The sequence below is a fragment of the Pararobbsia silviterrae genome (assembly GCF_003628125.1).
Classification (GTDB): domain Bacteria; phylum Pseudomonadota; class Gammaproteobacteria; order Burkholderiales; family Burkholderiaceae; genus Pararobbsia; species Pararobbsia silviterrae.
Map to the genome: position 1 here is coordinate 15,658 of NZ_RBZU01000002.1, position 24,661 is coordinate 40,318.

A 24,661-nucleotide genomic window follows, 5' to 3' on the forward strand; every position below is an offset into this window, starting at 1 on the left:
CGTCGCTGATCCGGGTTGCTTATCGGCGTCGCTTATTGACGTCCCTCATCGACATCCCTCATCAACGTCCCTCATCGGTATTCCTTAAACCGCATCGCGATGGCGTGACCACTTGTCGAGCGCGACGGGCGTGTAGTGTTGCAGACGATCGAGCAAGGCGGGCGGCGTATCGGCGAACTGCAGCAGATCGACGTATTCGCGACGCATGAAGCCTGCGGTGACCGTGTGTTCGAGCATCGTCTTGAGCGGGTCGAAATAGCCCGCGATATTGAGCACGCCGACGGGCTTCTGGTGATAGCCGAGCTGGGCCCACGTATAGACCTCGAACAGCTCTTCATAGGTGCCGACGCCGCCGGGCAGCGCGACGAATCCGTCGGAGAGATCGGCCATCATCTTCTTGCGCTCGTGCATGTCCTTGACGACGTGCAGTTCGGTGAGGCCCGTATGCCCGACTTCCTTCGCGAGCAGCAGTTCGGGAATCACGCCGATCGCCTTGCCGCCGTGTTGCATGGCCGCGTCGGCGACCGTGCCCATGAGGCCGACCTTGCCGCCGCCGTAGACCAGCGTGATGCCCGATTCGGCGAGCGCGCGGCCGAAGGCGCGCGCGGCGTCGGCGTAGACTGGGTCGGCACCGCTCGACGAACCGCAATAGACACAGACCGACCGGATCATCGTGTTTTCTCTCGTACGTGAAGGGAAGCGTGCATGATGCCGCGTTTGGCACCCCGACGCTACGTGCTCGACGCGCGCCACTCGAGCGGACACGCTTAATGCGGCGCGCTTAACGTGAGCCGCTCGGTGCCAACCGCTCAGGGCGAACGACGCAACGTCGGCCGCTCAATGTGCGCCGTTCAGTTCGTTTCCTTCGGCGTGCGGAAATCGCGGAATTCGCGGCGCGGCAAGGCGCCCGATGCGAGGTCGTCGAATAGCTGGCGCGAGCGGCCGCGCAGATACGGCGCCATCAACGACAGGATCTGTACGCTGACCTGATGCAATTCGGCCTGAATCGCGTCCTGATCGTTATATTTACGCGGATTCATGACGAACTGGTACGAAAGCCAATACGTCGCGATGACGCCGGTATTGGTCGCGATCACGCGGATTTCATCGGCCGTCGCATCCATTTCGCCGTCGGCGACGAGGATTTCGCACATGTCCTGCGCGAAGCGGACCTTGTGTCCGATGATTTGTTTGAAATGCGTTTCAAGCGTGCGATTGCGCGCCAGCAAATCATTGAGGTCGCGATAGAGAAACCGATAGGTCCAGGTGAAATCGGCCATGTATTGCAGATAGGCCCAGACTTCATCGATCGTCGGTTTGTGATCGTCCGGAAAGCGAAGGCGACGCTGAATCTCCTGCTCGAACTGAGCGAAGATGCTGTTGATGATGTCGTCCTTGTTGCGGAAGTGGTAGTACAGATTCCCCGGACTGATCTCCATTTCCTCGGCGATCGTCGTCGTCGTTACGTTAGGCTCGCCGATCGTATTGAAGAGCTTGAGCGACAACTCGAGAATCCGCTCCCGGGTTCGCCGGGGAGGTTTCGCTTCCACCATGTTTACGGCCCCTGGATGACATAGCCGAGCCATTATAAACCGGTCGTTCGATTTAACCGAAGCTTCGCGGATCGAATTAACTGAACCAATGAAGCACGACCGGACCGGCCAATAGTATCCAGGTTAGCAGGCAAAGAAAAAGCGCGACCGTGACCGCGGCGCTACCGAAATCTTTCGCGCGTTTGGACAATTCGTGCAAATCGAGTGAAATCCGGTCGATCGCGGCTTCGACGCTCGAATTGAGTAATTCGACGATCAGCACGAGCAGCACCGAGCCGACGAGCAGGACGTGCTCGACCGCGGAGACCGGCAGGACGATCGAACACGGCACGAGAATCGCCGCGAGCGTGAGCTCCTGGCGAAACGCGCTTTCCTCGCGCCACGCGTCGCGAAAGCCGTTGATCGAATTCTTGAGCGCGTACCACGCGCGCGTGAGGCCGCGATTGCCCTTGTAAGGGTTCAACGGAGGGGCGTCTTGAGGCATGCGTGCCGCCGGGTCGTGGTGCGCAGGCGCGGGCTGCGCGAGGTTGCCGGGCGGTCGCGCCGCCCCGGGGGACGCGTCGCGCGCGGCCGGCGGAAGCTCGCGCGCGCTATGCGGATGCTCGCGCGGCGGGCTTCGGTCAGGCAGGTGGGGGTCGTTCTCGGCCATCGTCGGTCAATGCGCTGTCCGTTCAGGCCGCTACATTCTCGCTGGAAGCCGCGACGTGCGGCAAGGGGCGCAGATGCGAAGCGAATTGCTCGGAGGCCGCGCGCCACGAGAAGCGCTCGGCCCAGGCGCGCGCGTCGGCGCGGCTGATCTTGAGCGCGCGCAGGCAGGCTTCGCGCAGGTCCTCGTCCATCGCGCCGGCAGGGCCGTCGCCGAGCACATCGATCGGACCCGTGACCGGATAGGCCGCGACGGGCAAGCCGCAGGCGAGCGCCTCGAGCAGCACGAGGCCGAACGTGTCGGTCCGGCTCGGGAACACGAAGACGTCGGCGGCCGCGTAGACCTTCGCGAGCTCAGGCTGCGACAACACGCCGAGACAGTTCGCCTCGGGGTACCGCGCCTTGAGGTCGGCGAGCGCCGGGCCCTCGCCGCAGACCCATTTCGAGCCCGGCAGATCGAGCTTGAGGAAGGCCTCGACGTTCTTTTCGATGGCCACGCGCCCGACGTACAGGAAGATCGGACGCGCCGTGTTGAGCACCTTCGATTCCTGCGGATGGAAGACCTCGGTGTCGACGCCGCGCGACCAGATCACGACATTGTCGAAGCCGAATTTCTCGAGATCCTGCTTGACGACGTGGGTCGGCGCCATGACCGCTTGGGAGCGGCCGTGGAACCAGTGCAGGAAGCGATATGTCCACGCGAGCGGAATGCCGAAACGCGCCTGGACGTACTCGGGAAACCGCGTGTGATAGGCGGTCGTGAACGGGATCTTGTGGCGCTTCGCGTAGTTGCGCGCGGCGATGCCGAGCGGGCCCTCGGTCGCGATATGCAGCGCATCGGGCTGGAAGGCCTTGATCCGCGACGTCACCTTCGCGCCCGGGAACAGCGACAGGCGGATCTCGGGATAGGTCGGGCAAGGAATCGTCGTGAATTCGAGCGGCGTGAGCAGGTCGACCTGATGGCCGAGCGCGGTCAGCTCGCGCGTGGTTTGCTTGAGGGTACGAACCACACCGTTGACCTGGGGTTCCCAGGCATCGGTCACGATCATGATCTTCATCGGTGCTCCGGTTTCAAGATCGATTGTCATGCGGCCACCTGCGCCGTCGTGCGGCGCGTGGACGCTTCGGGGGCACGGAGCACGGTCCAGTAGACGATCTTGAGTTCGCCTTCGACCGTTTCGACGAGGGCCGACAGGCTTTCGACCCAGTCGCCGTCGTTGCAATAGAGCGTGCCGTCGATCTCGCGGATCTCGGCCTTGTGGATGTGGCCGCAGACGACGCCGTCGCAGCCGCGGCGGCGCGCTTCGTCGGTCATGACCTTCTCGAACTGCGAGATGAAGTTGACGGCGTTCTTGACCTGGTGCTTCAGATACTGCGAGAGCGACCAGTACTGGAAGCCGAGCCGCGCGCGGATCCGGTTGAACCAGCCGTTGAGCGCAAGAATCATCGTGTACAGCGTGTCGCCGACGTACGCGAGCCACTTCGCGTGCTGGATCACGCCGTCGAACAGATCGCCGTGCACGACCCAGAGCCGCTTGCCCGTCAGCGTCGTGTGGAACGCTTCTTCGCGAATCAGGATGTCGCCGAACGCGTGATCGCAGAACTGCCGCGCCGATTCGTCGTGATTGCCCGGGATATAGAACACTTGCGTGCCCTTGCGCGCCTTGCGCAGCACTTTCTGCACGACGTCGTTATGCGCCTGCGGCCAGAACCAGCCCTTTTTGAGCTGCCAGCCGTCGATGATGTCGCCGACGAGATACAGATACTCGGATTCGTTGAAACGGAGGAAATCGATGAGGTACTTGGCCTGGCAGCCGCTCGTGCCCAGATGGATATCGGACAGCCAGATGGTGCGGTAGCGGTGGTGGGGTTCGTCGTCGTCGTTGCCGGCGGGGCCGGGCGGGGGAGCGTCGCCTGAGGGTCGGTTCAGCGGAGGCGGGCTTCCGGAGTGCGCCTGGCCATCGAGGATGGTCTGACGAAACAGCGGCGGCAAGGACGTCGTCTTGAGCTTCATGGCGGCGCGGGTCGAATGCGATGTGCGCATTTCGCCAGCCATGCGTGTCTCGGCCGTGACGTTAACAAGTCATTCTTATGACTGTCGTAATGCCGCGACGAGGGGGCGAACTGAATGTGAGCGACTACTTCGGGACGGACACAATGCGCGTGCCCGCGAGCCGGTCGTGCAGGAATTGGCGGTCGGTATCGAGCAGCGTGGCCGCCGACCAGAGCGCGATCCAGCCGATCAGCACCGCGAGCGTCGCGGGGACGCTGAGCCCGAGCAGCGGGTGCGCCGCGAGCGGCGGCAGCCACCAGAGCCATGACAGCACGTAGCGCGCGATCGCGCGCGGCACGCCGATCGGCGCGAGCGTCGCGTCGACGATCCGGAAGCGCCAGGTCTTCATCGGCAGCGTCTGGCCGCCGTGCGTCCAGAACCAGACGAAGTAGACGCCGACCACGACGCCGAGCCAGCCCATGAGCCACAGATGATGCGTGAGGCCGTTACGCTGCTGGGTCAGTGTGCTGAACAGATAGGCCGCGATGAAGACGACGCCGAACAGCAGCACGCCTTCGTAGACGAGGCACGTCAGGCGGCGGCGCAAGGCCGGCGCGCGCGCGCTGGAGACGGACGGGGAAGCCGCGACGGCGCTCACGGGTGACGGTCATTGAAATAGGACGGGGTGGGGGGCGGCGTCAGCAGCGGCTGATTCGCCGCGGCAGCCGAGGCGGCTGCCGCGGCAGAAGCGGCCGCGGCTTCCGATGCTTCGGCGGCGGCCGCCGCGGCTGCGGCGATCTGCGCGGCCGACGCGTCTTCGGCCAGGACCTCGGCGTGCAGCGCACGATTGAGATCCTTGAGTTCGGGCTTGCCGCCCGTCGGCGGTGCGGTCACGACAGTCGGACGCCGCGCATGCTTTTCAGCCGCCGCGAGCGTCTTCTTCTGTTCGTCGGGCAGTTGCTGGTACTCGTTCCACGCATGTTCGCGCTGATCGGGCGGCACCTGCTTGGACAGCTGATAGTTTTCGCGTGCCGTGCGGCGTTGCTCGGGCGTCATGTGCAGCCACTCGATCATCCGATCATGCAGTCTATTGCGCTGATCGGGCGACATCTTCTTGTAACGCGAGACGATCTTGAGCCAGCGGCGTTTGCGGTCGTCGTCGAACTTGTCCCAGTCGGCGGCGAACGGCGCGAGCGCCTCGTGCTGATCGGCGCTCAGGCGCGACCACGCGAGCGGGCCGGTCGCCTCGACGGCCGACGTCGCGAGCGGCGCCTTGGCGCCCGTGCGGTCGAGCGCCGCCTCGGGTTTGCTGGGGTGAAAGCGCGGCCAGGTCGCGGCGATCGAGACCAGTATCGCAATCACCGAAACGATAAATACCGCGAGCCCCCGTTTTTTCCGCACCGCAAGTCCCGATTGTGAGTGACGTCGCGCGACCGACGCTTATCGCGAGTGAGAGAGGTACGCGTGGAAGCCGTGGTCGAGATAGGCCGACAACGGCACGTCGTCGCTGAGCATGGCCGCGTCGATATCGGCGTTCTCGTCGATGCGGCGCTGGTCTTCCCACGACGCGACGCCGATCAGCACGATCACGAGCGCGGCGAGCGGCGCGAGGATCGCGAGGCCGCGCAGCGGGCGCCGGCCGGCGCCTGCGCGCGGCGCGGCATCGGGGGCGGCTACGGGCGCGCCCGCGCCGGCGAACGCCGGCACGAAAACCGGCGCTTCGACGGTTTCCGGCTTCTTGCGTGCGAGGGCTGCGGCGCGCGCGGCGGCCAGGCGTTCGAGCGCCGGCGCCGGCAGATCGGCAACACTTTCTTCGAGCGCACATCGGAGCGCGTGCGCGAATTCGACTTCCCTAGTTTCGAGCGTGGAGTTCATAACGTGATCCCTTTTGCCTTGAGCGCCTGGGCCAGCGTGTGCGTGGCGCGCGAGCAATGCGTTTTGACGCTTCCCTCGGAGCACCCCATCGCTGCGGCAGTCTCGGCGACATCCAGATCCTCCCAATAACGCATCAAAAAGGCCTCGCGTTGACGCGCCGGGAGTTTCTGAATCTCGTCGCCGATGATCTGCAGCACTTGTGCGCGTTCGACTTCGCTTTCGCTGCTCGACCGCTGAATAGACTCGTCCTGGGCCGTCAGGGTTTCAAGCGGGTCGAAATCGTCATCTTCGCTATTATTACCAAACGACGAAAATAGGCTGATCCAGGTATTGCGGACTTTCTGCCGTCGGAAGTAGTCGTGCTGGCAATTCTGCAGAATCCGCTGGAACAGCATCGGCAGCTCGGCAGCCGGTTTGTCGCCGTATTTTTCGGCGAGCTTGATCATCGCGTCCTGGACGATATCGAGCGCGGCTTCGTCGTCGCGCACCGCGAACGCGGCTTGCTTGAACGCCCTGCGCTCGACGCTCGCCAGAAAATCGGCCAGTTCCTTTTCTGATGCCATCCGGGAAAGGGCGCGCGTGCCGAGCGCCCTGAAATCGTCCGTAAGATGAGTGGATAAAACCCGCGAATGCTAGCAAAAAAACGCAGCGCTTAGGTGAAACCGGCATAAATCGATCGGCGCGCGTCCGCAAGCGTCGATGCGCGCGCCGCTTCGATCGCGCGACAGGTTCGGCACGCCATACCGATTTTTGCTTGACCGCGATCGTATTCCACCAGTACCCTCCACGCTTCGAAACAATACGTACCTGTCTTACAGGGGCGCGCTTACGAGGCCCGCCTGCCAGTTGGACGCGCAGCTTGAGCCCGAGCCATAAGCACGCGGGGAGAGCACCCGATCAATTTTTTGCCGAAAATTTGAAAGGTGAATGAATGAATATGCCCAGCGCGGAATTCTCCACGTCGGAAACGCCTGCCCACGATCCCCGCGAAGACGCCGGTGAATCGATCGGGGGCACAGTCCTGATGAAAGCCCTTGCCGAAGAGCAAGTCGAATTCATCTGGGGCTACCCGGGCGGCTCAGTTCTCTACATCTACGACGAACTCTACAAGCAGGACAAGATTCATCACGTGCTCGTGCGCCACGAACAGGCGGCCGTGCACGCGGCTGACGCGTACGCGCGCTCGACCGGGAAGGTCGGCGTCTGCCTCGTGACCTCGGGTCCGGGCGTGACCAATGCGGTCACGGGTATCGCGACGGCGTATATGGATTCGATCCCGCTCGTCGTCATCAGCGGCCAGGTGCCCACCGCGGCGATCGGCCAGGACGCGTTCCAGGAGTGCGACACGGTCGGCATCACGCGTCCGTGCGTCAAGCACAACTTCCTCGTCAAGGACGTGCGCGACCTCGCGGCCACGGTCAAGAAGGCGTTCTTCATCGCGCGCACGGGCCGTCCGGGTCCGGTGCTGATCGACATTCCGAAGGACGTGTCGAAGGCGCCGTGCCGCTTCGAATATCCGAAGACGCTCTCGCTGCGCTCGTACAACCCGATCACGAAGGGCCATTCGGGTCAGATCCGCAAGGCCGTGAGCCTGCTGCTGCAAGCCAAGCGTCCGTACATCTATACGGGCGGCGGCATCATCCTCGCCGACGCGGCGCGCGAACTCAATCAGTTCGCCGACCTGCTCGGATTCCCGGTCACGAGCACGCTGATGGGGCTCGGCGGGTATCGCGCGAGCGACAGCAAGTTCCTCGGCATGCTCGGCATGCACGGCACGTACGAAGCGAACCTCGCGATGCAGAACTGCGACGTGCTGCTCGCGATCGGCGCGCGCTTCGACGACCGCGTGATCGGCAACCCGGGCCACTTCGCGTCGTCGCCGCGCAAGATCATTCACATCGATATCGACCCGTCGTCGATCTCGAAGCGCGTGAAGGTCGATATTCCGATCGTCGGCGACGTCAAGGAAGTGCTCAAGGAACTCATCGAGCAGCTTCAGACCGCGCAGCATGGTCCCGATCGCAAGGCGCTCGCCGAATGGTGGTCGCAGATCGAACAATGGCGCGCGCGCGACTGCCTGAAGTTCGACCGCACGAGCGAGATCATCAAGCCGCAATACGTGGTCGAGAAGCTGCACGAACTGACGGGCGGCAATGCGTTCGTCTGTTCGGACGTCGGCCAGCACCAGATGTGGGCCGCGCAGTACTACCCGTTCGACAAGCCGCGCCGCTGGATCAATTCGGGCGGTCTCGGAACGATGGGCTTCGGTCTGCCGGCCGCGATGGGTGTCAAGATGGCGCATCCGGACGACGACGTCGTCTGCATCACGGGCGAAGGCTCGATCCAGATGTGCATCCAGGAACTCTCGACGTGCAAGCAGTATGAGACGCCGATCAAGATCATCTCGTTGAACAACCGCTATCTGGGCATGGTTCGCCAGTGGCAGCAGCTCGAATACAACAAGCGCTATTCGCATTCGTACATGGATGCGCTGCCTGATTTCGTGAAGCTCGCCGAGGCCTATGGCCATGTCGGGATGCGCATCGAGAAGACGGCCGATGTCGAGCCGGCGCTGCGTGAAGCGCTGCGGCTCAAGGACCGTACGGTGTTCCTCGATTTCCAAACCGATCCGACCGAAAACGTCTGGCCGATGGTTCAGGCCGGCAAGGGCATCTCCGAGATGCTGCTGGGTTCGGAGGATCTATAAGCGCCCGCTGAACAGGCGTGAGGCCTGCCGTTGCCCGCGTGTCGCATGCGCGCGGGCAGCGAGCCGCAAGCCGTCGTCGCGGCCGATCGAAGATCGGTCTCGACGATCCGGCGAACGGGCTCGAACGGCGGACCTCGCGTTCCCCGGTGTGCAGGGCGGCACGCGTCGCATCGTTCCCACAAGGAGCGGATTCGCGCGCAGCCGTCGTCCTGTACAGGAACCGGGCAGCGGAATCGGCCGGTGGCATGCCACGCCGGTCATCGATAGTCAGGAAACAAGCAAGCGCCCATCATGAGACATATTATTTCCGTGCTGCTCGAAAACGAGCCCGGCGCGTTATCGCGCGTCGTGGGTCTGTTTTCGGCACGTGGCTACAACATTGAGACGTTGACGGTCGCGCCGACCGAAGACCGTTCGCTGTCGCGGATGACGATCGTGTCGATCGGATCCGACGACGTGATCGAACAGATCACGAAGCACCTGAACCGCCTGATCGAAGTCGTGAAGGTCGTCGACCTCACGGAAGGCGCGCACATCGAGCGCGAACTCATGCTGATCAAGGTCCGCGCGGTCGGCAAGGAGCGTGAAGAAATGAAGCGGATGGCGGATATCTTCCGTGGCCGCATCATCGACGTGACCGAAAAGACGTACACGATCGAGCTGACCGGCGACGCCGGCAAGCTCGACGCGTTCATCGAAGGTCTCGATTCGACCGCAATTCTCGAGACCGTTCGCACCGGCAGTTCGGGCATCGGCCGCGGAGAGCGGATCCTGAAGGTTTGACAAGCGCCGGCCCGGCGGCCTGGGCGCTCGCGCGTTCGAGCATCCCGCGCGGCTGGCGGCACGTTCGATTCACTTGAAAATAGCAAAGGAACAGATCATGAAGGTTTACTACGACAAAGACGCCGATCTCTCGTTGATCAAGGGCAAGCAGGTCACGATCATCGGTTACGGTTCGCAAGGCCATGCACACGCACAGAACCTCAAGGACAGCGGCGTGCACGTGACGGTCGGCCTGCGCAAGGGCGGTGCGTCGTGGAGCAAGGCGGAATCGGCAGGCCTGACGGTCAAGGAAGTCGCCGAGTCGGTCAAGAACGCCGACGTCGTCATGATGCTGCTGCCCGACGAGCAAATCGCCGAGGTCTACAACAAGGAAGTCGCGGCCAACATCAAGAACGGCGCGGCGCTCGCGTTCGCGCACGGCTTCAACGTCCACTACGGCCAGGTCATTCCGCGTGCCGACCTCGACGTGATCATGATCGCGCCGAAGGCGCCGGGCCACACGGTGCGTTCGACGTACTCGCAAGGCGGCGGCGTGCCCCACCTGATCGCCGTGCATCAAGACAAGTCGGGTGCGGCGCGCGACGTCGCGCTGTCGTACGCGGCAGCCAACGGCGGCGGCCGTGCGGGCGTCATCGAGACGAACTTCCGTGAAGAAACCGAAACCGATCTGTTCGGCGAACAAGCCGTGCTCTGCGGCGGTACGGTCGAGCTCATCAAGGCAGGTTTCGAGACGCTCGTCGAAGCCGGCTACGCGCCCGAAATGGCGTACTTCGAATGCCTGCATGAGCTCAAGCTCATCGTCGACCTGATCTACGAAGGCGGCATCGCGAACATGAACTACTCGATCTCGAACAACGCCGAATACGGCGAGTACGTGACGGGTCCGCGTGTCGTGACCGACGAAACGAAGAAGGTCATGAAGGACGTGCTGCGCGACATCCAGACGGGTGAGTACGCGAAGAGCTTCATCATCGAAAACCGCGCCGGCGCGCCGACGCTGCAGTCGCGTCGCCGTCTGACGGCCGAGCACGACATCGAACAAGTCGGCGCGAAGCTGCGCGCGATGATGCCGTGGATCGCGAAGAACAAGCTCGTCGACCAGACGAAGAACTAAGCCGCGTCACGAAGTCGCGTCATTCAGCCGCATATGCCTCGCCGCATATGCCGGCATGGGCCCTGCCGCGAGGCGGGGCCGTCGGTTCGATTGGGCCGCCCGTTTGCGTCAAGCACCGGGCGGCTTTTGCTATCCTAGCGGTTTCCGCTTCACCCACCCATTCATGAACTATCCGCATCCGATCATTGCCCGCGAAGGCTGGCCTTTTATCGCCATCGCCGCCGTCATCGCGCTGATCATCCTGCTTGCCGCCGGTTTCGCGTGGTCCGTGCCGTTCTGGTTGCTCACGATTTTCGTGCTCCAGTTTTTCCGCGACCCGCCGCGGCCGATTCCGACCCAGCCGAACGCCGTGCTGTGCCCCGCCGACGGCCGTATCGTCGCCGTCGAGACGAGCCGCGATCCGTATGCCGATCGCGATGCGCTCAAGATCAGCGTGTTCATGAATGTGTTCAACGTGCATTCGCAGCGCTCGCCCGTCGACGGCGCCGTGACGAAGGCCGACTATTTCGCGGGTTCGTTTCTGAACGCCGCGCTCGACAAGGCGTCGCTCGAAAACGAACGCAATGCGCTCGTGATCGCGATGGCCTCCGGTCATACGGTCACGTCCGTGCAGGTCGCCGGGCTCGTCGCGCGCCGCATTCTCTGCTACGTGCGGGTCGGCGAGCCGCTCACGCGCGGTCAGCGGTACGGCTTTATCCGCTTCGGTTCGCGTGTCGACGTCTACCTGCCGATCGGCAGCCGGCCGCGCGTCGCGATCGGCGAGAAGGTGTTCGCCTCGTCGACCGTGCTGGCCGAACTCGCCGAGCGCGCCTGAGCGCCGCATCGCCACGCCGAACCGGAGAACCCGATGCCTGCCATGAAACGCCGTCCGCGTCCGAAGTCTGCGTCCCATATCCCGCGCCCGTTCCGCCGCAATCAGGCGGCCGCGGTCGATAGCTCGGTCCAGAGCTTGCGGGACAAGCGTCAGCAATTCTTGCGGCGGCGCGGCATCTATCTGCTGCCGAACGCGTTCACGACGGCGGCGCTCTTCTGCGGCTTTTTCGCGGTCGTGCAGGCGATGAACGTCCGCTTCGAGATCGCGGCGATCGCGATCTTCGCGGCGATGGTGCTCGACGGCATGGACGGCCGCGTCGCGCGCATGACGCACACGCAGAGCGCCTTCGGCGAACAGTTCGACAGCCTCTCGGACATGGTCTCGTTCGGCGTCGCACCCGCGCTCGTCATCTACGAGTGGATTCTTCGCGATCTCGGACGCTGGGGCTGGCTTGCGGCGTTCGTCTATTGCGCGGGCGCCGCGCTGCGGCTCGCGCGCTTCAACGCGAATATCGGCGTCGTCGACAAGCGTTTCTTCCAGGGCTTGCCGAGTCCCGCGTCGGCCGCGCTGATCGCGGGCTTCGTCTGGCTCGCGATCGATAACCGCGTGCCCGTGAATCTCGCGTGGCTGCCGTGGGTCGCGTTCGCGCTGACCGTCTACGCGGGCGTCACGATGGTGTCGAACGCGCCGTTCTACAGCGGCAAGGCGTTCAACGTGCGCCATCGCGTGCCGTTCGGCGTGCTGCTGCTCGTGGTCGTCGCCTTCGTCGCCGTCTCGTCGGATCCGCCGATCATGCTGTTCGGCTTGTTCGTGCTGTACGGCCTGTCGGGCTACGTCTACTGGGGCTACCAGTTGTTGCGCGGTCGGCAGAACCCCGCGCGGACCGCGACGGATCGATAGCGGCGAAAGCTTGCGGCAGATCGCGACGAACTGCGTGGAGCCGCGCGTCGCGACATGCCGGTAACGAGGCGCCGCGCAGCGCCTACACTTTTAAAATATGCAGGACCGAGGACCCCACACCATGGCAGAGAAACTGATCATTTTCGACACCACGTTGCGCGATGGCGAGCAGTCGCCCGGTGCGTCGATGACCAAGGACGAGAAGATCCGGATCGCGAAGCAGCTCGAGCGGCTCAAGGTCGATGTCATCGAAGCCGGGTTCGCGGCGAGCTCGGCCGGCGACTTCGACGCGATCAAGGCGATTGCGTCGCTCGTGCGCGACTCGACCGTCTGCTCGCTCGCGCGCGCGAACGACAAGGACATCCAGCGCGCGGCCGATGCGCTTGCCGAATCGGACAACAAGCGGATCCACACGTTTATCGCGACGTCGGCGCTGCATATGGAGAAGAAGCTCCGGATGTCGCCCGATCAGGTCTACGAGCAGGCGCGCAATGCCGTGCGCTTCGCGCGCAAGTTCACGGACAACGTCGAATTCTCGCCCGAAGACGGCAGCCGTTCCGATCTCGACTTTCTGTGCCGCGTGCTCGAAGGCGTGATCGCCGAAGGCGCGACCACGATCAATATCGCCGATACGGTCGGCTACGGCGTGCCCGAGCTCTACGGCAACCTCGTGAAGACGCTGCGCGAACGCATACCGAACTCGGACAAGGCGGTCTGGTCCGTGCATTGCCATAACGATCTCGGCATGGCGGTCGCGAACTCGCTCGCGGGCGTGCAGATCGGCGGCGCGCGGCAGGTCGAGTGCACGATCAACGGTCTCGGCGAGCGCGCGGGCAATACGTCGCTCGAAGAGATCGTGATGGCCGTCAAGACGCGCAAGGACTACTTCGGTCTCGAACTCGGCATCGATACGACGCAGATCGTCCCCGCGTCGAAGATGGTGTCGCAAGTCACGGGCTTTGTCGTGCAGCCGAACAAGGCCGTGGTCGGCGCGAATGCGTTCGCGCATGCGTCGGGCATTCACCAGGACGGCGTGCTCAAGGCGCGCGACACGTACGAAATCATGCGTGCCGAAGACGTGGGCTGGGCGACGAACAAGATCGTGCTCGGCAAGCTCTCGGGCCGCAATGCGTTCAAGCAGCGTTTGCAGGAGCTCGGCGTCGAACTTGAAAGCGAAGCCGATCTGAATGCGGCGTTCGTACGCTTCAAGGATCTCGCCGACAAGAAGGCCGATATCTACGACGAGGACATTCTCGCGATCGTGTCCGACGAGGCAGCGGCCGCGCACGAGAAGGAATACTTCCGCTTCGTGTCGTTGTCGCAGCATTCGGAAACGGGCGAGCGTCCGCACGCGAAGATCGTGTTCTCGATCGACGGCGCGGAAGTTTCGGGTGACAGTGACGGCAACGGGCCCGTCGATGCCACGCTCAACGCGATCGAAAGCAAGGTCGGCAGCGGCGCCGAACTGATCCTGTATTCGGTCAACGCGATCACGAACGGCACGCAGGCGCAGGGCGAAGTCACGGTGCGCCTGTCGAAGAGCGGCCGGATCGTCAACGGCGTCGGGACCGATCCGGACATCGTCGCGGCATCGGCCAAGGCCTATATCGCGGCGCTCAATCGCCTGCAGTCGAAGACGGAAAAGCTCAATCCGCAGTTGTGAGCGGATGCGTCGAATCGCCCGGTAAGGGTGATTCGACGCGTGCATGCGATATGAAGGCGATGCGACGCTCGCGTGCGCATGCCCGTCGTGCTGCCGAGCCAAGACCCCCGGAAGGTGGAGATTCATCCCGCCGCTGGGGGTTTGTTTTATCGACTCGCTCATGCCGGGTCGGCCCTGCAATGCAAACGCCGGTGCGAACCCCAACGCAAACGTTTACGATTTGGGCCGGCCTCAGGCACTCACGGCGCCTGCCAGTCCCCCCGCATACGCGTCGGCCTTGCGATCGTGATGCGTATCGTCGCGGAAACGGAAGAACGCGACCGCGTCGTTGAGCCGCTGGCTCTGGTCTTCAAGCGACTTCGAGGCCGCGGCGGTCTGCTCGACGAGCGCGGCGTTCTGCTGCGTGACTTGCTCCATCTGCGACAGCGCGCGATTGATCTGCTCGATGCCCTGGCTTTGCTCGTTCGACGCATCGGCAATCTCGCCGATGATCGCGCTGACGCGCGCGACCGCACCCGTCACCTCCGACATGGTTTCGCCGGCCTGGCCGACGAGCGTCTCGCCCTGCCGAATGCGCTCGACCGAGTTGCCGATCAGTTCGCGGATTTCCTTCGCCGCGCTCGATGCGCGTTGCGCAAGACTGCGGACTTCTCCCGCGACGACGGCGAAGCCCCGACCCTGTTCGCCCGCCCGTGCGGCCTCGACGGCGGCATTGAGCGCGAGGATGTTGGTCTGGAACGCAATGCCCTCGATCATCCCGGTGATTTCGCCGACCTGTTTGGCGCTCGTGCTGATCTCGGCCATCGTGCCGACGACTTGCCCGACGACCGTATTGCCGCGCTCGGCGATCTCCGATGCCGTGATCGACAGCGTGCGCGCCTGCTCGGCGTTATCGGCGTTGTAACGCACGGTCTTGGTCAATGCCTCCATGCTCGCGGCGGTTTCTTCGAGCGACGCGGCCTGCTCCTCGGTGCGCGCCGACAAATCGTCGCTGCCCGACGCGATTTCGCTCGAACCGTATGCGACGCTTTCGGCGACGCTATGAATGCGGTGTATCAGCGAAACCAGGCTGGCCTGCATCGCGCCCATCGACGCGAGCACGCTGCCCGCGGGCGCCGACGAGGCGCCTGAAACCGGGCGCAGATCGCCGGTCGCCACGCGTTGCGAGGCCTCGGCCAGCGCGGTCGGCTCCGCGCCGAGCGCACGCAGCAAACTGCGCGTGATCACCGTTCCCGCGATCAGCGCGGTCACGATCGAGACCAGGCAGATCGCGATCAACAGGCTGCGCTGCTGCGCGAACTGACGTTCGGAGTCGGCGATCATCGCGGCCGCGCGTTCATGAGTGAGGTCGATATAGCTTGTGCTCGCGGCGATCAATGCGAGCAAGAGCGGACGGCACTTCGTGACGATCTCGTCGACGGCCGCATCGCGTTGTCCCGCGACCGCGAGCCGATCGATGTCGAGGGCGACGGGCCGATAGAGCGTTTCGATGCGCGTGATCTCGTCGGCGCGATGACGCGTTTCGTCATCGATGTCCTGCGCCACGGCGATCATCTTCTGAAAAGCGTCGAGTCGTGCCTCGACGCGATGTTCGGCGTCGATGACCGCGTTCTTTTCGATCTCGACGTCTTGCGGCGACGAAACGAGTACGAGGTTGCGCACGGCCATCGCGCGATCGTCGACCGCGGATCGTACGGCCTCCGCGAGTTCGGCGCGCGCGTTGACGCCTTGGACAAAGTTATGAAAACGGCCGTTCGCGCCATTCAGGGCGTCGAGCGAGAGGCCCGACACAATCAGGACGGCGATGGAAAGTACGCCGAAAGCAATCGAGAATTTGACGCGGGTAGGCAGGGTGCTGAATCTCACAGTGTTCTCCAGTCGCTACGTTGGACCGACGCTTCAAAGGCGTCTCGCGTTCGGCCTGCAACGACTTGAGCCGTATTCGCACGTACGTTAACGGCGAGCAAACGTTTTTCTATAGAGCGGACGTTCACTAAACAAATTTACTCAACATCACTAAGCGTTAAAGCAGACAAAACGGGAAAGTAGTGAAAATGCAGTATGAAAAAAGGCATCGAGCAGGCATCAAAAGGTAATACCGACGGTTACCTTTCGTATGCCATTCGATTATCTCGACGCCACTTGCACGGCCATCGCCGTGGCGGCCGCGCGCGTTTCGACGTTGAGTTTGGCGAAGATATGTTCGAGGTGTTTGTTGACCGTGCGCGGCGCCATGCCGACGATATCGCCGATGTCGCGATTGGTTTTGCCGCGCGAGAGCCAGAGCAGCACTTCGGCTTCGCGGGCCGTGAGCCCGAAGCGCGCCGCGAGATCGCTCGTCTGCGCGGCATCGTCGAATTCGTCGATCAGAATGACCCAGTCGCCGCGCGAGGCGCGGCCGAGCACGCGCGCGATACGCCGGACGCTGCCGTGCGCCGTCTCAAACGTGGCTTGCGCATCGGCGCCGTGATCGATCCAGCGTTTGAGCCAGTCGGCGAGCGCGGGGGGAAGCCGCGTTGTCGCTGACTCCGCCGACTCCGCCGACTCCGCAGGCAGCGCGTCCGATCCCTCGCTCGCGAGCTGCCAAAGATGCGCGATGCGCTGACGCGCGAGGTCGCTTTGCCAGACGATCTCGCCCGTGCCGCGCGCGATCAGCGCGGCCTTCATGCCCATTTCGAGCACCAGATCGGCCTGCCGTTGCGCCTGCGAACGCTGCACGTGCGCGGCGATGCGCGCGACGACTTCACTCGGCCGTACCGGCTTGGTCACATAATCGATGCCGCCGACCCGAAAGCCCTGCACGACGTGTTCGCTTTCCGTCAGGGCCGTCATGAAGATGATCGGCAAATGGCGATGGCGCGGATCGCGTTTGATCAGACGACAGGTTTCGAAGCCGTCCATATCGGGCATCATCGCGTCGAGCAGCACCGCATCGGGCGTGACGAGGTCGAGCCGCTCGAGCGCCGAGGCGCCGTCGAGCGCGACGAGCACGGCATAGCCGGCAGCTTGCAGCGTGTCGGACAGCAGCGCGAGATTATCGGGCGTGTCGTCGACGATCAGAATCAGCGGCTTGTCTTCGGGCAACGCGGGCGTCGCGGTGCTAAGAGGGGACATCGTGGGGTCGTGGCTCAACATACGGACGCTCCGTGGACCGAGGCGTCGGTCGAGAATGCTTCGAAACGCCTAGGCGTCGCGCGCGCTAAACGTAGTAAGCGTGAAAAGCTGGAAATGTAATTGCAGTGCATACAGTCAAGGCGACGCGGAATCGCGCGCTTAGGCATGATCGGACTCCGCGGGCGAGGCGTCTTCGAGACGTTGCGCGAGTTCCGACAACTGGAACCGTTGCGCGAACGTGCGTAGCGGTTCGAGCGCGCCGGCGAGCGACGGCGTCTCGCCGATCGCGTGTTCGATGTGTTCGAGTATGCCCTGGATATAGCCGACCGCGAGCAAGGCCTTGAGCTGCTTGCGCAGCTCGGCGGGTATCGCCGGCGCACTCGGCTGCGGACGATCGTCGGCATCGATCCATTCGAGGGCGAGCAGCGACGCGATCTTGTCGAGCAGCAGCGGGATATGGACCGGCTTGGCGAGATAGTCGTCGCTCCCGGCGATCGCCCCTTTCTCGCGATCGTCGGCGAATGCGTTGGCCGACAGAATCAGAATCGGCGCGTTCGACAGTTGATTGCTGCGGATCAGTTGACTCGCTTCGTAGCCGTCCATCGCGGGCATTGACACATCCATCACGATCAGATCGGTGAGCTCGGTGGCAAGCCACTGCAGCGCCGCGGGTCCGCTCGATGCTTCGACGACATGAAAACCGAGCGGCGTCAGCGCGCTCGTGACGATGCGGCGCTGATCGGCGAGATCGTCGACCACGAGCACCGTGCGCGCCGGACCGCGGTAGCCCTTGACCGGCTGTGCGCGGCCCGCGAGCAATTGCGGCGCGCGGACCTCGGGCAGAAACAGCTTGAGCGTGAAGCGCGTGCCTTTGCCGACGTCGCTGTCGACATCGAGATTGCCGCCCATGAGTTCGGTCAGCATCCGGCAGATCGTGAGCCCGAGTCCCGCGCCGTGATCGTTGTCGTGCGCGGCCGCGCCGCGTTCGAACGGAAGAAACAGCCGTTCGAGTTCGACGCGCGGAATGCCGGGTCCGGTATCGACGATTTCGAACGTCGCGGTTTCCCACGCGTAGGTCACCGTGATCTGCACGGAACCCGACGACGTGAAGCGGATCGCGTTGCCGATCAGATTGATGAGGATCTGCCGTACGCGCTTTTCATCGGCGCGAATAACGGCCGGCAGGCGGCCTTGCGTGTTCATCGAATAGAGCAGCCCCTTGTTGTTGGCCTGGGGTTCGAGCATGGCGGACAGCGCGTCGAGAAACGCCGGAAACGCGACCTCGGTCACATTGAGCTGAAGCTTGCCGGCCTCGATCCGCGCGACGTCGAGCAAGCCGTCGACGAGCGCGAGCAGATGCTCGCCGCTGCGATGAATCGTCGTGACCGCGTTGCGTTGCGACGCGTGCATGTCGCGCGGGTCCTGCAGCAGCAGTTGCGCATAGCCGAGGATGCTGTTCAGCGGCGTGCGCAATTCATGACTCAGGCCCGTGACGTAGCGGCTTTTCGCGCGATTCGCCGATTCGGCGGCCGCGCTCGCTTGCTGAAGCGCGGCATCGGTCTTGCGGTGGGCCTCGATTTCCTGCATCAGCAATTCGGTTTGACGTGCCGATTCTTCCTGCGTGACCTTGCGGCTTTCGTTGGCGAGCACGAGCCACCAGACGCCGATGCATCCGACGAGCGCGAGCGCGAAGAACGCCGTGACGTAGCCGCGCAGCAGCGCCGTGCGCGCGACCGACGCGCTTTCGTCGAGGTTGTGCGCGCTTTGATACCAGGCCAGATAGAGCACGCCGCCGAGCAGCCCGAGCACGATCAGCAGAACGCCCGTATACCGCGCGAGGCGTAGCGAGCCCGCGTTGAGCTTGAGTTTCGGAAACAGGGCCTTGACCGTCAGATTGAGCTGATCCGACATGCGCGCGCCGGGCTTGCAGACATCGTTGCAGCGCGAGTCGAGCGAGCAGCAGAGCGAACAGATCGGTCCCGCATAGGCCGGGCAGTGGGCCATATCGTCGCGCTCGAACGCGTTGGCGCAAATCACGCAACGCAGAATGGGGCCCGCTTCGAGCGCATCCGATTGGCGCGCGAGGTAATACTTGCCGCGTGTCGCGATCGCGATGGCCGGCGCGCAGAGAAACGCGGTCAGCAGCGCGATGAACGGCGAAAGCGCTTCAGCCGTTTCGCCGAACCAGCCCGAGTGCGACAGCGCGGCGACGATCGAGGCGATGAGCATCGCGCCGAGTCCGACCGGATTGATGTCGTACAGATGCGCGCGTTTGAATTCGACATAGCTCGGGCTGTAACCGAGCGGCTTGTTGATGACGAGATCGCCGACGAGCGCGCCGATCCAGGCGATCGCAACGTTCGCGTAGAGCGCGAGCACGCTGCTGATCACCGCGAAGACGCCCATTTCGACGAGCAGCAGGGCGATCAGCACATTGAAGACGAGCCAGACGACGCGGCCCGGATGACTATGCGTGAGCCGCGCGAAGAAGTTCGACCACGCGAGCGAGCCCGCATACGCGTTGGTCACGTTGATCTTGATCTGCGAAACGACGACGAATAGCGTCATGGCCGCGAGCGCGGCCTCGGGCGAGTGCAGCACGTACTGATACGCGACCAGATACATTTGCGTCGGTTCGACCGCGCGCAGCGGATCGATTTCGTGCTGGATCGCGAGAAACGCGAGCAGCGCGCCGCCGAGCATCTTGAGCGCGCCGGGCACGATCCAGCCGGGGCCCGCCGACAGCAGCGCAAGCCACCAGCGCACGCGGTTCTTCCGTGTGCGCGGCGGCAGGAAGCGCAGAAAGTCGACCTGTTCCGCGATCTGCACGACGAGCGAGAACGCCACGGTGCAGCCCGCGCCGAACGACAGCAGGTTGAACGCATGTCCGTCCGCGGCCATGCCGCCGAAACTCGCCCATTGCGAAAGCAGATGCGGCTCGCGCCAGAACACCGCGATATACGGCGCCACGAGCAGCGCGATCCATAACGGCTGTGTCCAGCCCTGCAGGCGATTGATCAACGTGATGCCGAACGTGACGATCGGGATCACGACGATCGCGCTGATGATGTACGCGATGGGGAGCGGGATCGCGAAGTAGAGCTGGATCGCGAGCGACATGATCGCCGATTCGAGCGCGAAGAACACGAACGTGAAGACGGCATAGATCAGCGACGTGACTGTCGAGCCGAAATAGCCGAAGCCCGCGCCGCGCGTGAGCAGGTCCATGTCGACGCCGAAACGCGCCGCGTAATAGCTGATGGGCAGGCCGGTCAGGAAGATCAGCAGCGAGACGGCGAGGATCGCGCAGACCGCATTACTGAATCCGTAATTGACGACGAGCGTGCCGCCGATCGCTTCGAGCGCGAGAAACGAGATCGCGCCCATCGCCGTATTCGCGACGCGAAATTCGCTCCAGCGCCGGAACGTGCGCGGCGTAAAGCGCAGCGCGTAGTCCTCGAGCGTCTCGTCGGCGACCCATGAGTTGTAGTCGCGCCGAATCTTGACGATGCGCTGCGTGCCCGAGGCGGGCGCGGCCCCCGGCGCGGCGGATGCGGCAGGTGCATGCCGGTTCTCCGCATCGGTTCGATGTGTATCCGTTTGGTGCATCAAGACGCCTTTCAGGGCGAAACCCAGGTTCCGACGCGCGAACGCAAGTTGCATTCCACCGCGCGGCTCTGGCGTGAGACGGCGCGATTGTAGGGAGCGAAATTCAAACGTGCCCTACGTCAAGTGACGTATTCATCGCCGCAAATTGACCCCCTAACTTTCGTTTCAACGACCCCGGCGACAACACATGAACGGGTCGCCCGATGACACGCATCGCCCGACCACACGAACAGGAGAATCCGATGTCCGCGCACGATCAGCACGACAACGACCAGCCGTCCGCCCTCCGACGCAAGATCCTCATGGGTCTCGCAGCATCGCCGGCACTCGCGATGCCGGCCTTGTCGTGGGCACAGCAGTTCCCGACCGCGAAGGTCAACACGACGGGCCTCGCCGTCACGGATACGGAAGTCACGGTCGGCCAGTTGCACTCGGCGACCGGCACGATGGCGATTTCCGAAACGGGTTCGATCCAGGCCGAGCGTCTCGCGATTGAACAGATCAATGCGGCCGGCGGCATTCTGGGCCGCCAGATCAAGATCATTCAGGAGGACGGCGCATCGGACTGGCCGACGTTCGCCGAGAAATCGAAGAAGCTGCTCGAGAACGACCACGTCGCCGCCGTGTTCGGCTGCTGGACCTCGGCCTCGCGCAAGGCCGTGCTGCCGATCTTCGAGCGCGACAACGGGCTGCTCTATTACCCGACGTTCTATGAAGGTCTCGAACAGTCGAAGAACGTGTTTTATACGGGGCAGGAAGCCACCCAGCAGATTCTTTGGGGCCTGAACTGGGCGAATCAGACGAAGAAAGCGAAGTCGTACTTCCTGATCGGCTCCGACTACATCTGGCCGCGCACGTCGAACAAAATCGCGCGCAAGCACATCGAGCAGCATTTGCAGGGCTGCAAGGTCGTCGGCGAAGAGTATTACCCGCTCGGCACGACGAACTTCAATTCGCTGATCAACAAGATCAAGATCGCCAAGCCCGATTGCATCTACGCGATCGTGGTCGGCGGATCGAACGTCGCGTTCTACAAGCAGCTCAAGGCCGCCGGCATCACGGCCGACAAGCAGTTCCTGCTGACCATCTCGGTGACCGAGGACGAAGTGCTGGGCATCGGCGGCGAAAACGTCGCGGGCTTCTACTCGGCGATGAAGTACTTCGAGTCGCTCGATAACGACAACAACAAGAAGTTCGTCGCGGCATTCAAGGCCAAATACGGGCCCAAGTCCGTGATCGGCGACGTCACGCAGGCCGCCTATCTCGGTCCCTGGCTCTGGAAGGCCGCGTGCGAGAAGGCCGGCAGCTTCGATGTCGACAAGGTCGTCGCGGCGTCGCCGGGCATCGAGCTCAAGACCGCGCCCGAAGGCTACGTGAAGATCCACCAGAACCACCATCTCTGGAGCCGCACGCGCATCGGCGAATGGCAGGCCGACGGTCAGGTCAAGGTCGTCGCGGAATCGCCGGATCTGATCGAGCCGAATCCGTTCCCGAAGGGGTATCAGTAACAGGATCGATTGCAGTTCGTTCCGGGTCTCGGCGGCGCGGCATGTGCCGTGCCGCCGTCCGGCGCAACGATGTGGCTGCGCATATCCGCGGGGTCGGGCTGGAAATGCAGGCGGGGACCGATGCGATCGAGGGGGCGCTTCGTTCTTCCGCCGCGATTTCCGCGATCGGCGGGCCGCGGTGTTTCTTCGAGGAGGTAACGATGTCGGCGTCAGACATTCTCAACATCACGCTGATGCAAGGCTTTGCGGGCCTCAGCAATTTCAGCGTGCTGCTGCTCATGGGGCTCGGCCTCGCGGTGATTTTCGGCCAGATGGGCGTCATCAATATGGCGCACGGCGAATTCATGACGATCGGCGCGTACACGATCTATATGTTTTCGCGCATCGCCGACGATCACTGGCACGCGTTCACGGTGTTCTACTTCCCGATCGCGATCGTCGCGGCGTTCGCGCTCGCGTTTATCGCCGGATGGATCGCGGAATGGGCGCTGATTCGTCATTTGTACCGGCGTCCGCTCGATACGCTGCTCGCGACGTGGGGCCTGAGCCTCGGCATGCAGCAGGTGTTTCGCTCGACGTTCGGCCCGAAGGAAGTGAGTCCGACGCTGCCCGATTGGCTCATGGGGTCGTGGTCGCCCAAGCAGGGGCTTGATATTCCGATCAACGGGCTGTTCGTGATGAGCCTCGCGATCCTGATGACGGGCGGCGTGCTGCTCGCGCTGTATCGCTCGCGTTGGGGCTTGCGCGTGCGTGCGACGGTCGCGAACCGTCCGATGGCCAATGCGACCGGGATCGATACGAAAAAGACCGACCGCCTGACGTTCGCGATCGGCTGCGGCATGGCGGGCGTGGCCGGCGCCGCGTTTACCGCGATCGGCTCGACCGGTCCCACGAGCGGCTCGCTCTATATCGTCGATTCGTTCCTCGTCGTCACGTTCGGCGGCGCCGCCAGCTTGCTCGGCACGGTCGCCTCGGCATTCGGCATCGCGCAGATGCAGTCGATCAGCGAATTCTTCATGACCGGTTCGTCGGCGCGCGTGATCACGCTGCTCACGATCGTCGTGGTGCTGATGCTGCGTCCGCAAGGTCTGTTCGCGTCGAAGGTCCGGCGCGCGTGAACCCGACCCAGCGAGGAGAAATTTCATGGAACCGCTACACCCAGAGCCGGCAACGGCACGGAGCCCCGCGATGACCGAACCTGTGATGCCGTCCCGCTCCGCCGGCGCGCCCGCCGCGCCGCCGTTCTGGCGCGCACTGACGTCGAGCGGCTATGCGAGCCTGTTTGTGCTCGCCGCGCTGATCCTCGTCGTATTTCCGCTCACGCTCGACGTGTTTCGCCTGAATCTGATGGGCAAGTATCTGACCTATGCGTTCGTGGCCGTGGGGCTCGTCATGGCATGGGGCTACGGCGGCGTGCTGAGTCTCGGGCAAGGCGTGTTCTTCGGGCTCGGCGGCTATTGCATGGCGATGTTCCTCAAGCTCGAGGCCTCCGATCCGGTCAGCACGAAGATCCAGTCGACGCCCGGCATTCCCGACTTCATGGACTGGAACCAGCTGACGGCCTTGCCGTTCTGGTGGAAGCCGTTTCATTCGCTGCCGTTCGCGATGCTCGCGACGCTTGTCGTGCCGGGCGTGCTCGCCTTCGTCATCAGCTTCGCGATGTTCAAGCGGCGCGTCGGCGGCGTCTATTTCGCGATCATCACGCAGGCCGTCGCGCTGATCCTCTCGGTGCTGATCATCGGTCAGCAAGGGTACACGGGCGGCGTCAACGGCATCACCGATCTGCGCACGCTGCTCGGCTGGGATATCCGCACCGACAGCGCGAAGCTGATCCTGTACTTCGTCAACGCGCTGCTGCTGCTCGCATCGATCGTCGCGTGCCGCTTCGTTCAACGCAGCAAGCTCGGCACGCTGCTGCTCGCGATGCGCGACAAGGAAGACCGCGTGCGCTTCTCGGGCTACGACGTCGCGATGTTCAAGGTCTTCGCGTTCACGCTCGCGGCGGCGCTCGCGGCGATCGGCGGCGCGATGTTCACGCTGCAGGTCGGCTTTATGTCGCCGTCGTTCGTCGGCATCGTGCCGTCGATCGAAATGGTGATCTTCGCCGCGGTCGGCGGACGCATGTCGCTCGTCGGCGCCGTCTACGGCGCGATCCTCGTGAATCTCGGCAAGACCTATTTCTCGGAGAGCTTTCCGAACCTCTGGCTGTTCCTGATGGCGGCGCTGTTCATCGGTGTGGTCATGGCGTTCCCGAACGGGCTCGCCGGACTCTACGACAGTCATATCAAGGGATGGCTCGCGCGCCGCGCGGCCAAGCCGGGCGCGGACGCCAACGACGTCCATGCGAGCACGCCGCACGGATCCGCAGACTAAGGGGAAGCCG

The 24,661-nt window shown here is 63.7% G+C and carries 21 protein-coding genes; 9 read left to right on the forward strand and 12 right to left on the reverse strand.

Annotated elements, in window-relative coordinates; genetic code table 11:
* Nucleotides 1–84: 84 nt before the first annotated feature.
* From D7S86_RS05500 to D7S86_RS05540, 9 genes are all read right to left on the reverse strand, one after another.
* A complete protein-coding gene (locus D7S86_RS05500; protein WP_121085216.1) occupies nucleotides 85–669 on the reverse strand; it encodes an LOG family protein in 585 nt (194 codons plus the stop codon).
* Between the two features lie 182 nt (nucleotides 670–851).
* A complete protein-coding gene (locus D7S86_RS05505; protein WP_121085217.1) occupies nucleotides 852–1,550 on the reverse strand; it encodes a TetR/AcrR family transcriptional regulator in 699 nt (232 codons plus the stop codon).
* A gap of 79 nt (nucleotides 1,551–1,629) precedes the next feature.
* Nucleotides 1,630–2,202 (reverse strand): diacylglycerol kinase, encoded by a 573-nt coding sequence (locus tag D7S86_RS05510; protein WP_420813206.1) that lies wholly within the window; start codon nucleotides 2,200–2,202, stop codon nucleotides 1,630–1,632.
* Between the two features lie 22 nt (nucleotides 2,203–2,224).
* Nucleotides 2,225–3,256, reverse strand: coding sequence for a glycosyltransferase family 4 protein (locus D7S86_RS05515; protein WP_121084399.1), 1,032 nt, complete (start codon nucleotides 3,254–3,256; stop codon nucleotides 2,225–2,227).
* A 26-nt stretch (nucleotides 3,257–3,282) separates the two neighbouring features.
* Nucleotides 3,283–4,212: a UDP-2,3-diacylglucosamine diphosphatase gene (locus D7S86_RS05520; RefSeq protein WP_121084401.1), complete on the reverse strand. Its 930-nt coding sequence runs from the start codon at nucleotides 4,210–4,212 to the stop codon at nucleotides 3,283–3,285.
* A gap of 124 nt (nucleotides 4,213–4,336) precedes the next feature.
* Nucleotides 4,337–4,849 carry an RDD family protein gene (locus D7S86_RS05525; protein WP_121084403.1) on the reverse strand — a complete coding sequence of 171 codons (513 nt, stop codon included), beginning with the start codon at nucleotides 4,847–4,849 and terminating at the stop codon, nucleotides 4,337–4,339.
* Nucleotides 4,846–5,592 carry a DUF3106 domain-containing protein gene (locus D7S86_RS05530; RefSeq protein ID WP_121084405.1) on the reverse strand — a complete coding sequence of 249 codons (747 nt, stop codon included), beginning with the start codon at nucleotides 5,590–5,592 and terminating at the stop codon, nucleotides 4,846–4,848. The genes D7S86_RS05525 and D7S86_RS05530 overlap by 4 nt, the downstream gene beginning before the upstream one ends.
* A 39-nt stretch (nucleotides 5,593–5,631) precedes the next feature.
* Entirely contained in the window at nucleotides 5,632–6,066 is a 435-nt protein-coding gene (locus D7S86_RS05535; protein WP_121084407.1) for a DUF3619 family protein, read from the reverse strand.
* Nucleotides 6,063–6,629 carry an RNA polymerase sigma factor gene (locus D7S86_RS05540; RefSeq protein WP_121084409.1) on the reverse strand — a complete coding sequence of 189 codons (567 nt, stop codon included), beginning with the start codon at nucleotides 6,627–6,629 and terminating at the stop codon, nucleotides 6,063–6,065. Before D7S86_RS05540 ends, D7S86_RS05535 begins: the two co-directional genes overlap by 4 nt.
* A gap of 368 nt (nucleotides 6,630–6,997) precedes the next feature.
* On the opposite strand from D7S86_RS05540, the gene D7S86_RS05545 reads away from it, so the two are divergent.
* The 6 genes from D7S86_RS05545 to D7S86_RS05570 all read left to right on the forward strand — a co-directional run bounded on the left by D7S86_RS05545 (nucleotide 6,998) and on the right by D7S86_RS05570 (nucleotide 14,047).
* Complete coding sequence (locus D7S86_RS05545) at nucleotides 6,998–8,773, forward strand: acetolactate synthase 3 catalytic subunit (RefSeq protein WP_121084411.1); 1,776 nt, start codon at nucleotides 6,998–7,000, stop codon at nucleotides 8,771–8,773.
* A 291-nt stretch (nucleotides 8,774–9,064) separates the two neighbouring features.
* Nucleotides 9,065–9,556, forward strand: coding sequence for an acetolactate synthase small subunit (ilvN, locus tag D7S86_RS05550; protein WP_121084413.1), 492 nt, complete (start codon nucleotides 9,065–9,067; stop codon nucleotides 9,554–9,556).
* Between the two features lie 97 nt (nucleotides 9,557–9,653).
* Nucleotides 9,654–10,670, forward strand: coding sequence for a ketol-acid reductoisomerase (ilvC, locus tag D7S86_RS05555; RefSeq protein ID WP_121084415.1), 1,017 nt, complete (start codon nucleotides 9,654–9,656; stop codon nucleotides 10,668–10,670).
* Nucleotides 10,671–10,833: 163 nt separating this feature from the next.
* The gene (locus D7S86_RS05560; RefSeq protein ID WP_121084417.1) at nucleotides 10,834–11,484 is read left to right on the forward strand and encodes a phosphatidylserine decarboxylase; all 651 of its coding nucleotides are present in this window, start codon (nucleotides 10,834–10,836) and stop codon (nucleotides 11,482–11,484) included.
* Nucleotides 11,485–11,517: 33 nt separating this feature from the next.
* Nucleotides 11,518–12,384, forward strand: coding sequence for a CDP-diacylglycerol--serine O-phosphatidyltransferase (gene pssA, locus D7S86_RS05565; RefSeq protein WP_121084419.1), 867 nt, complete (start codon nucleotides 11,518–11,520; stop codon nucleotides 12,382–12,384).
* A gap of 121 nt (nucleotides 12,385–12,505) precedes the next feature.
* Nucleotides 12,506–14,047 (forward strand): 2-isopropylmalate synthase, encoded by a 1,542-nt coding sequence (locus D7S86_RS05570; protein ID WP_121084421.1) that lies wholly within the window; start codon nucleotides 12,506–12,508, stop codon nucleotides 14,045–14,047.
* 231 nt (nucleotides 14,048–14,278) lie between these two features.
* On the opposite strand, the gene D7S86_RS05575 is transcribed toward D7S86_RS05570, so the two are convergent.
* The 3 genes from D7S86_RS05575 to D7S86_RS05585 all read right to left on the reverse strand — a co-directional run bounded on the left by D7S86_RS05575 (nucleotide 14,279) and on the right by D7S86_RS05585 (nucleotide 20,770).
* On the reverse strand, nucleotides 14,279–15,913 hold the full coding sequence (locus tag D7S86_RS05575) for a methyl-accepting chemotaxis protein (RefSeq protein WP_121084423.1): 1,635 nt from the start codon (nucleotides 15,911–15,913) through the stop codon (nucleotides 14,279–14,281).
* 261 nt (nucleotides 15,914–16,174) lie between these two features.
* Complete coding sequence (locus D7S86_RS05580) at nucleotides 16,175–17,161, reverse strand: response regulator transcription factor (protein ID WP_121085219.1); 987 nt, start codon at nucleotides 17,159–17,161, stop codon at nucleotides 16,175–16,177.
* Between the two features lie 159 nt (nucleotides 17,162–17,320).
* On the reverse strand, nucleotides 17,321–20,770 hold the full coding sequence (locus D7S86_RS05585) for an ATP-binding protein (RefSeq protein ID WP_121085220.1): 3,450 nt from the start codon (nucleotides 20,768–20,770) through the stop codon (nucleotides 17,321–17,323).
* Nucleotides 20,771–21,012: 242 nt separating this feature from the next.
* Between D7S86_RS05585 and urtA the strand changes: the two genes are divergently transcribed.
* From urtA to urtC, 3 genes are all read left to right on the forward strand, one after another.
* On the forward strand, nucleotides 21,013–22,278 hold the full coding sequence (gene urtA, locus D7S86_RS05590) for an urea ABC transporter substrate-binding protein (RefSeq protein WP_121084425.1): 1,266 nt from the start codon (nucleotides 21,013–21,015) through the stop codon (nucleotides 22,276–22,278).
* Nucleotides 22,279–22,478: 200 nt separating this feature from the next.
* On the forward strand, nucleotides 22,479–23,396 hold the full coding sequence (urtB, locus tag D7S86_RS05595; protein WP_121085221.1) for an urea ABC transporter permease subunit UrtB: 918 nt from the start codon (nucleotides 22,479–22,481) through the stop codon (nucleotides 23,394–23,396).
* A gap of 70 nt (nucleotides 23,397–23,466) precedes the next feature.
* Nucleotides 23,467–24,651 carry an urea ABC transporter permease subunit UrtC gene (gene urtC / locus D7S86_RS05600; RefSeq protein ID WP_205962753.1) on the forward strand — a complete coding sequence of 395 codons (1,185 nt, stop codon included), beginning with the start codon at nucleotides 23,467–23,469 and terminating at the stop codon, nucleotides 24,649–24,651.
* Nucleotides 24,652–24,661 lie beyond the last annotated feature (10 nt).

What these genes read in the sequence shown, in the direction of transcription:
- D7S86_RS05510 (WP_420813206.1), bottom strand. Translation starts at nt 2,202, where the DNA reads ATGGCCGAGAACGACCCCCACCTGCCTGACCGAAGCCCGCCGCGCGAG.
- D7S86_RS05515 (WP_121084399.1), bottom strand. Translation starts at nt 3,256, where the DNA reads ATGAAGATCATGATCGTGACCGATGCCTGGGAACCCCAGGTCAACGGT.
- D7S86_RS05520 (WP_121084401.1), bottom strand. Translation starts at nt 4,212, where the DNA reads ATGAAGCTCAAGACGACGTCCTTGCCGCCGCTGTTTCGTCAGACCATC.
- D7S86_RS05535 (WP_121084407.1), bottom strand. Translation starts at nt 6,066, where the DNA reads ATGAACTCCACGCTCGAAACTAGGGAAGTCGAATTCGCGCACGCGCTC.
- D7S86_RS05540 (WP_121084409.1), bottom strand. Translation starts at nt 6,629, where the DNA reads ATGGCATCAGAAAAGGAACTGGCCGATTTTCTGGCGAGCGTCGAGCGC.
- D7S86_RS05545 (WP_121084411.1), top strand. Translation starts at nt 6,998, where the DNA reads ATGAATATGCCCAGCGCGGAATTCTCCACGTCGGAAACGCCTGCCCAC.
- ilvN (WP_121084413.1), top strand. Translation starts at nt 9,065, where the DNA reads ATGAGACATATTATTTCCGTGCTGCTCGAAAACGAGCCCGGCGCGTTA.
- ilvC (WP_121084415.1), top strand. Translation starts at nt 9,654, where the DNA reads ATGAAGGTTTACTACGACAAAGACGCCGATCTCTCGTTGATCAAGGGC.
- D7S86_RS05560 (WP_121084417.1), top strand. Translation starts at nt 10,834, where the DNA reads ATGAACTATCCGCATCCGATCATTGCCCGCGAAGGCTGGCCTTTTATC.
- pssA (WP_121084419.1), top strand. Translation starts at nt 11,518, where the DNA reads ATGCCTGCCATGAAACGCCGTCCGCGTCCGAAGTCTGCGTCCCATATC.
- D7S86_RS05570 (WP_121084421.1), top strand. Translation starts at nt 12,506, where the DNA reads ATGGCAGAGAAACTGATCATTTTCGACACCACGTTGCGCGATGGCGAG.
- D7S86_RS05580 (WP_121085219.1), bottom strand. Translation starts at nt 17,161, where the DNA reads ATGTCCCCTCTTAGCACCGCGACGCCCGCGTTGCCCGAAGACAAGCCG.
- D7S86_RS05585 (WP_121085220.1), bottom strand. Translation starts at nt 20,770, where the DNA reads ATGCACCAAACGGATACACATCGAACCGATGCGGAGAACCGGCATGCA.
- urtA (WP_121084425.1), top strand. Translation starts at nt 21,013, where the DNA reads ATGTCCGCGCACGATCAGCACGACAACGACCAGCCGTCCGCCCTCCGA.
- urtB (WP_121085221.1), top strand. Translation starts at nt 22,479, where the DNA reads ATGTCGGCGTCAGACATTCTCAACATCACGCTGATGCAAGGCTTTGCG.
- urtC (WP_205962753.1), top strand. Translation starts at nt 23,467, where the DNA reads ATGACCGAACCTGTGATGCCGTCCCGCTCCGCCGGCGCGCCCGCCGCG.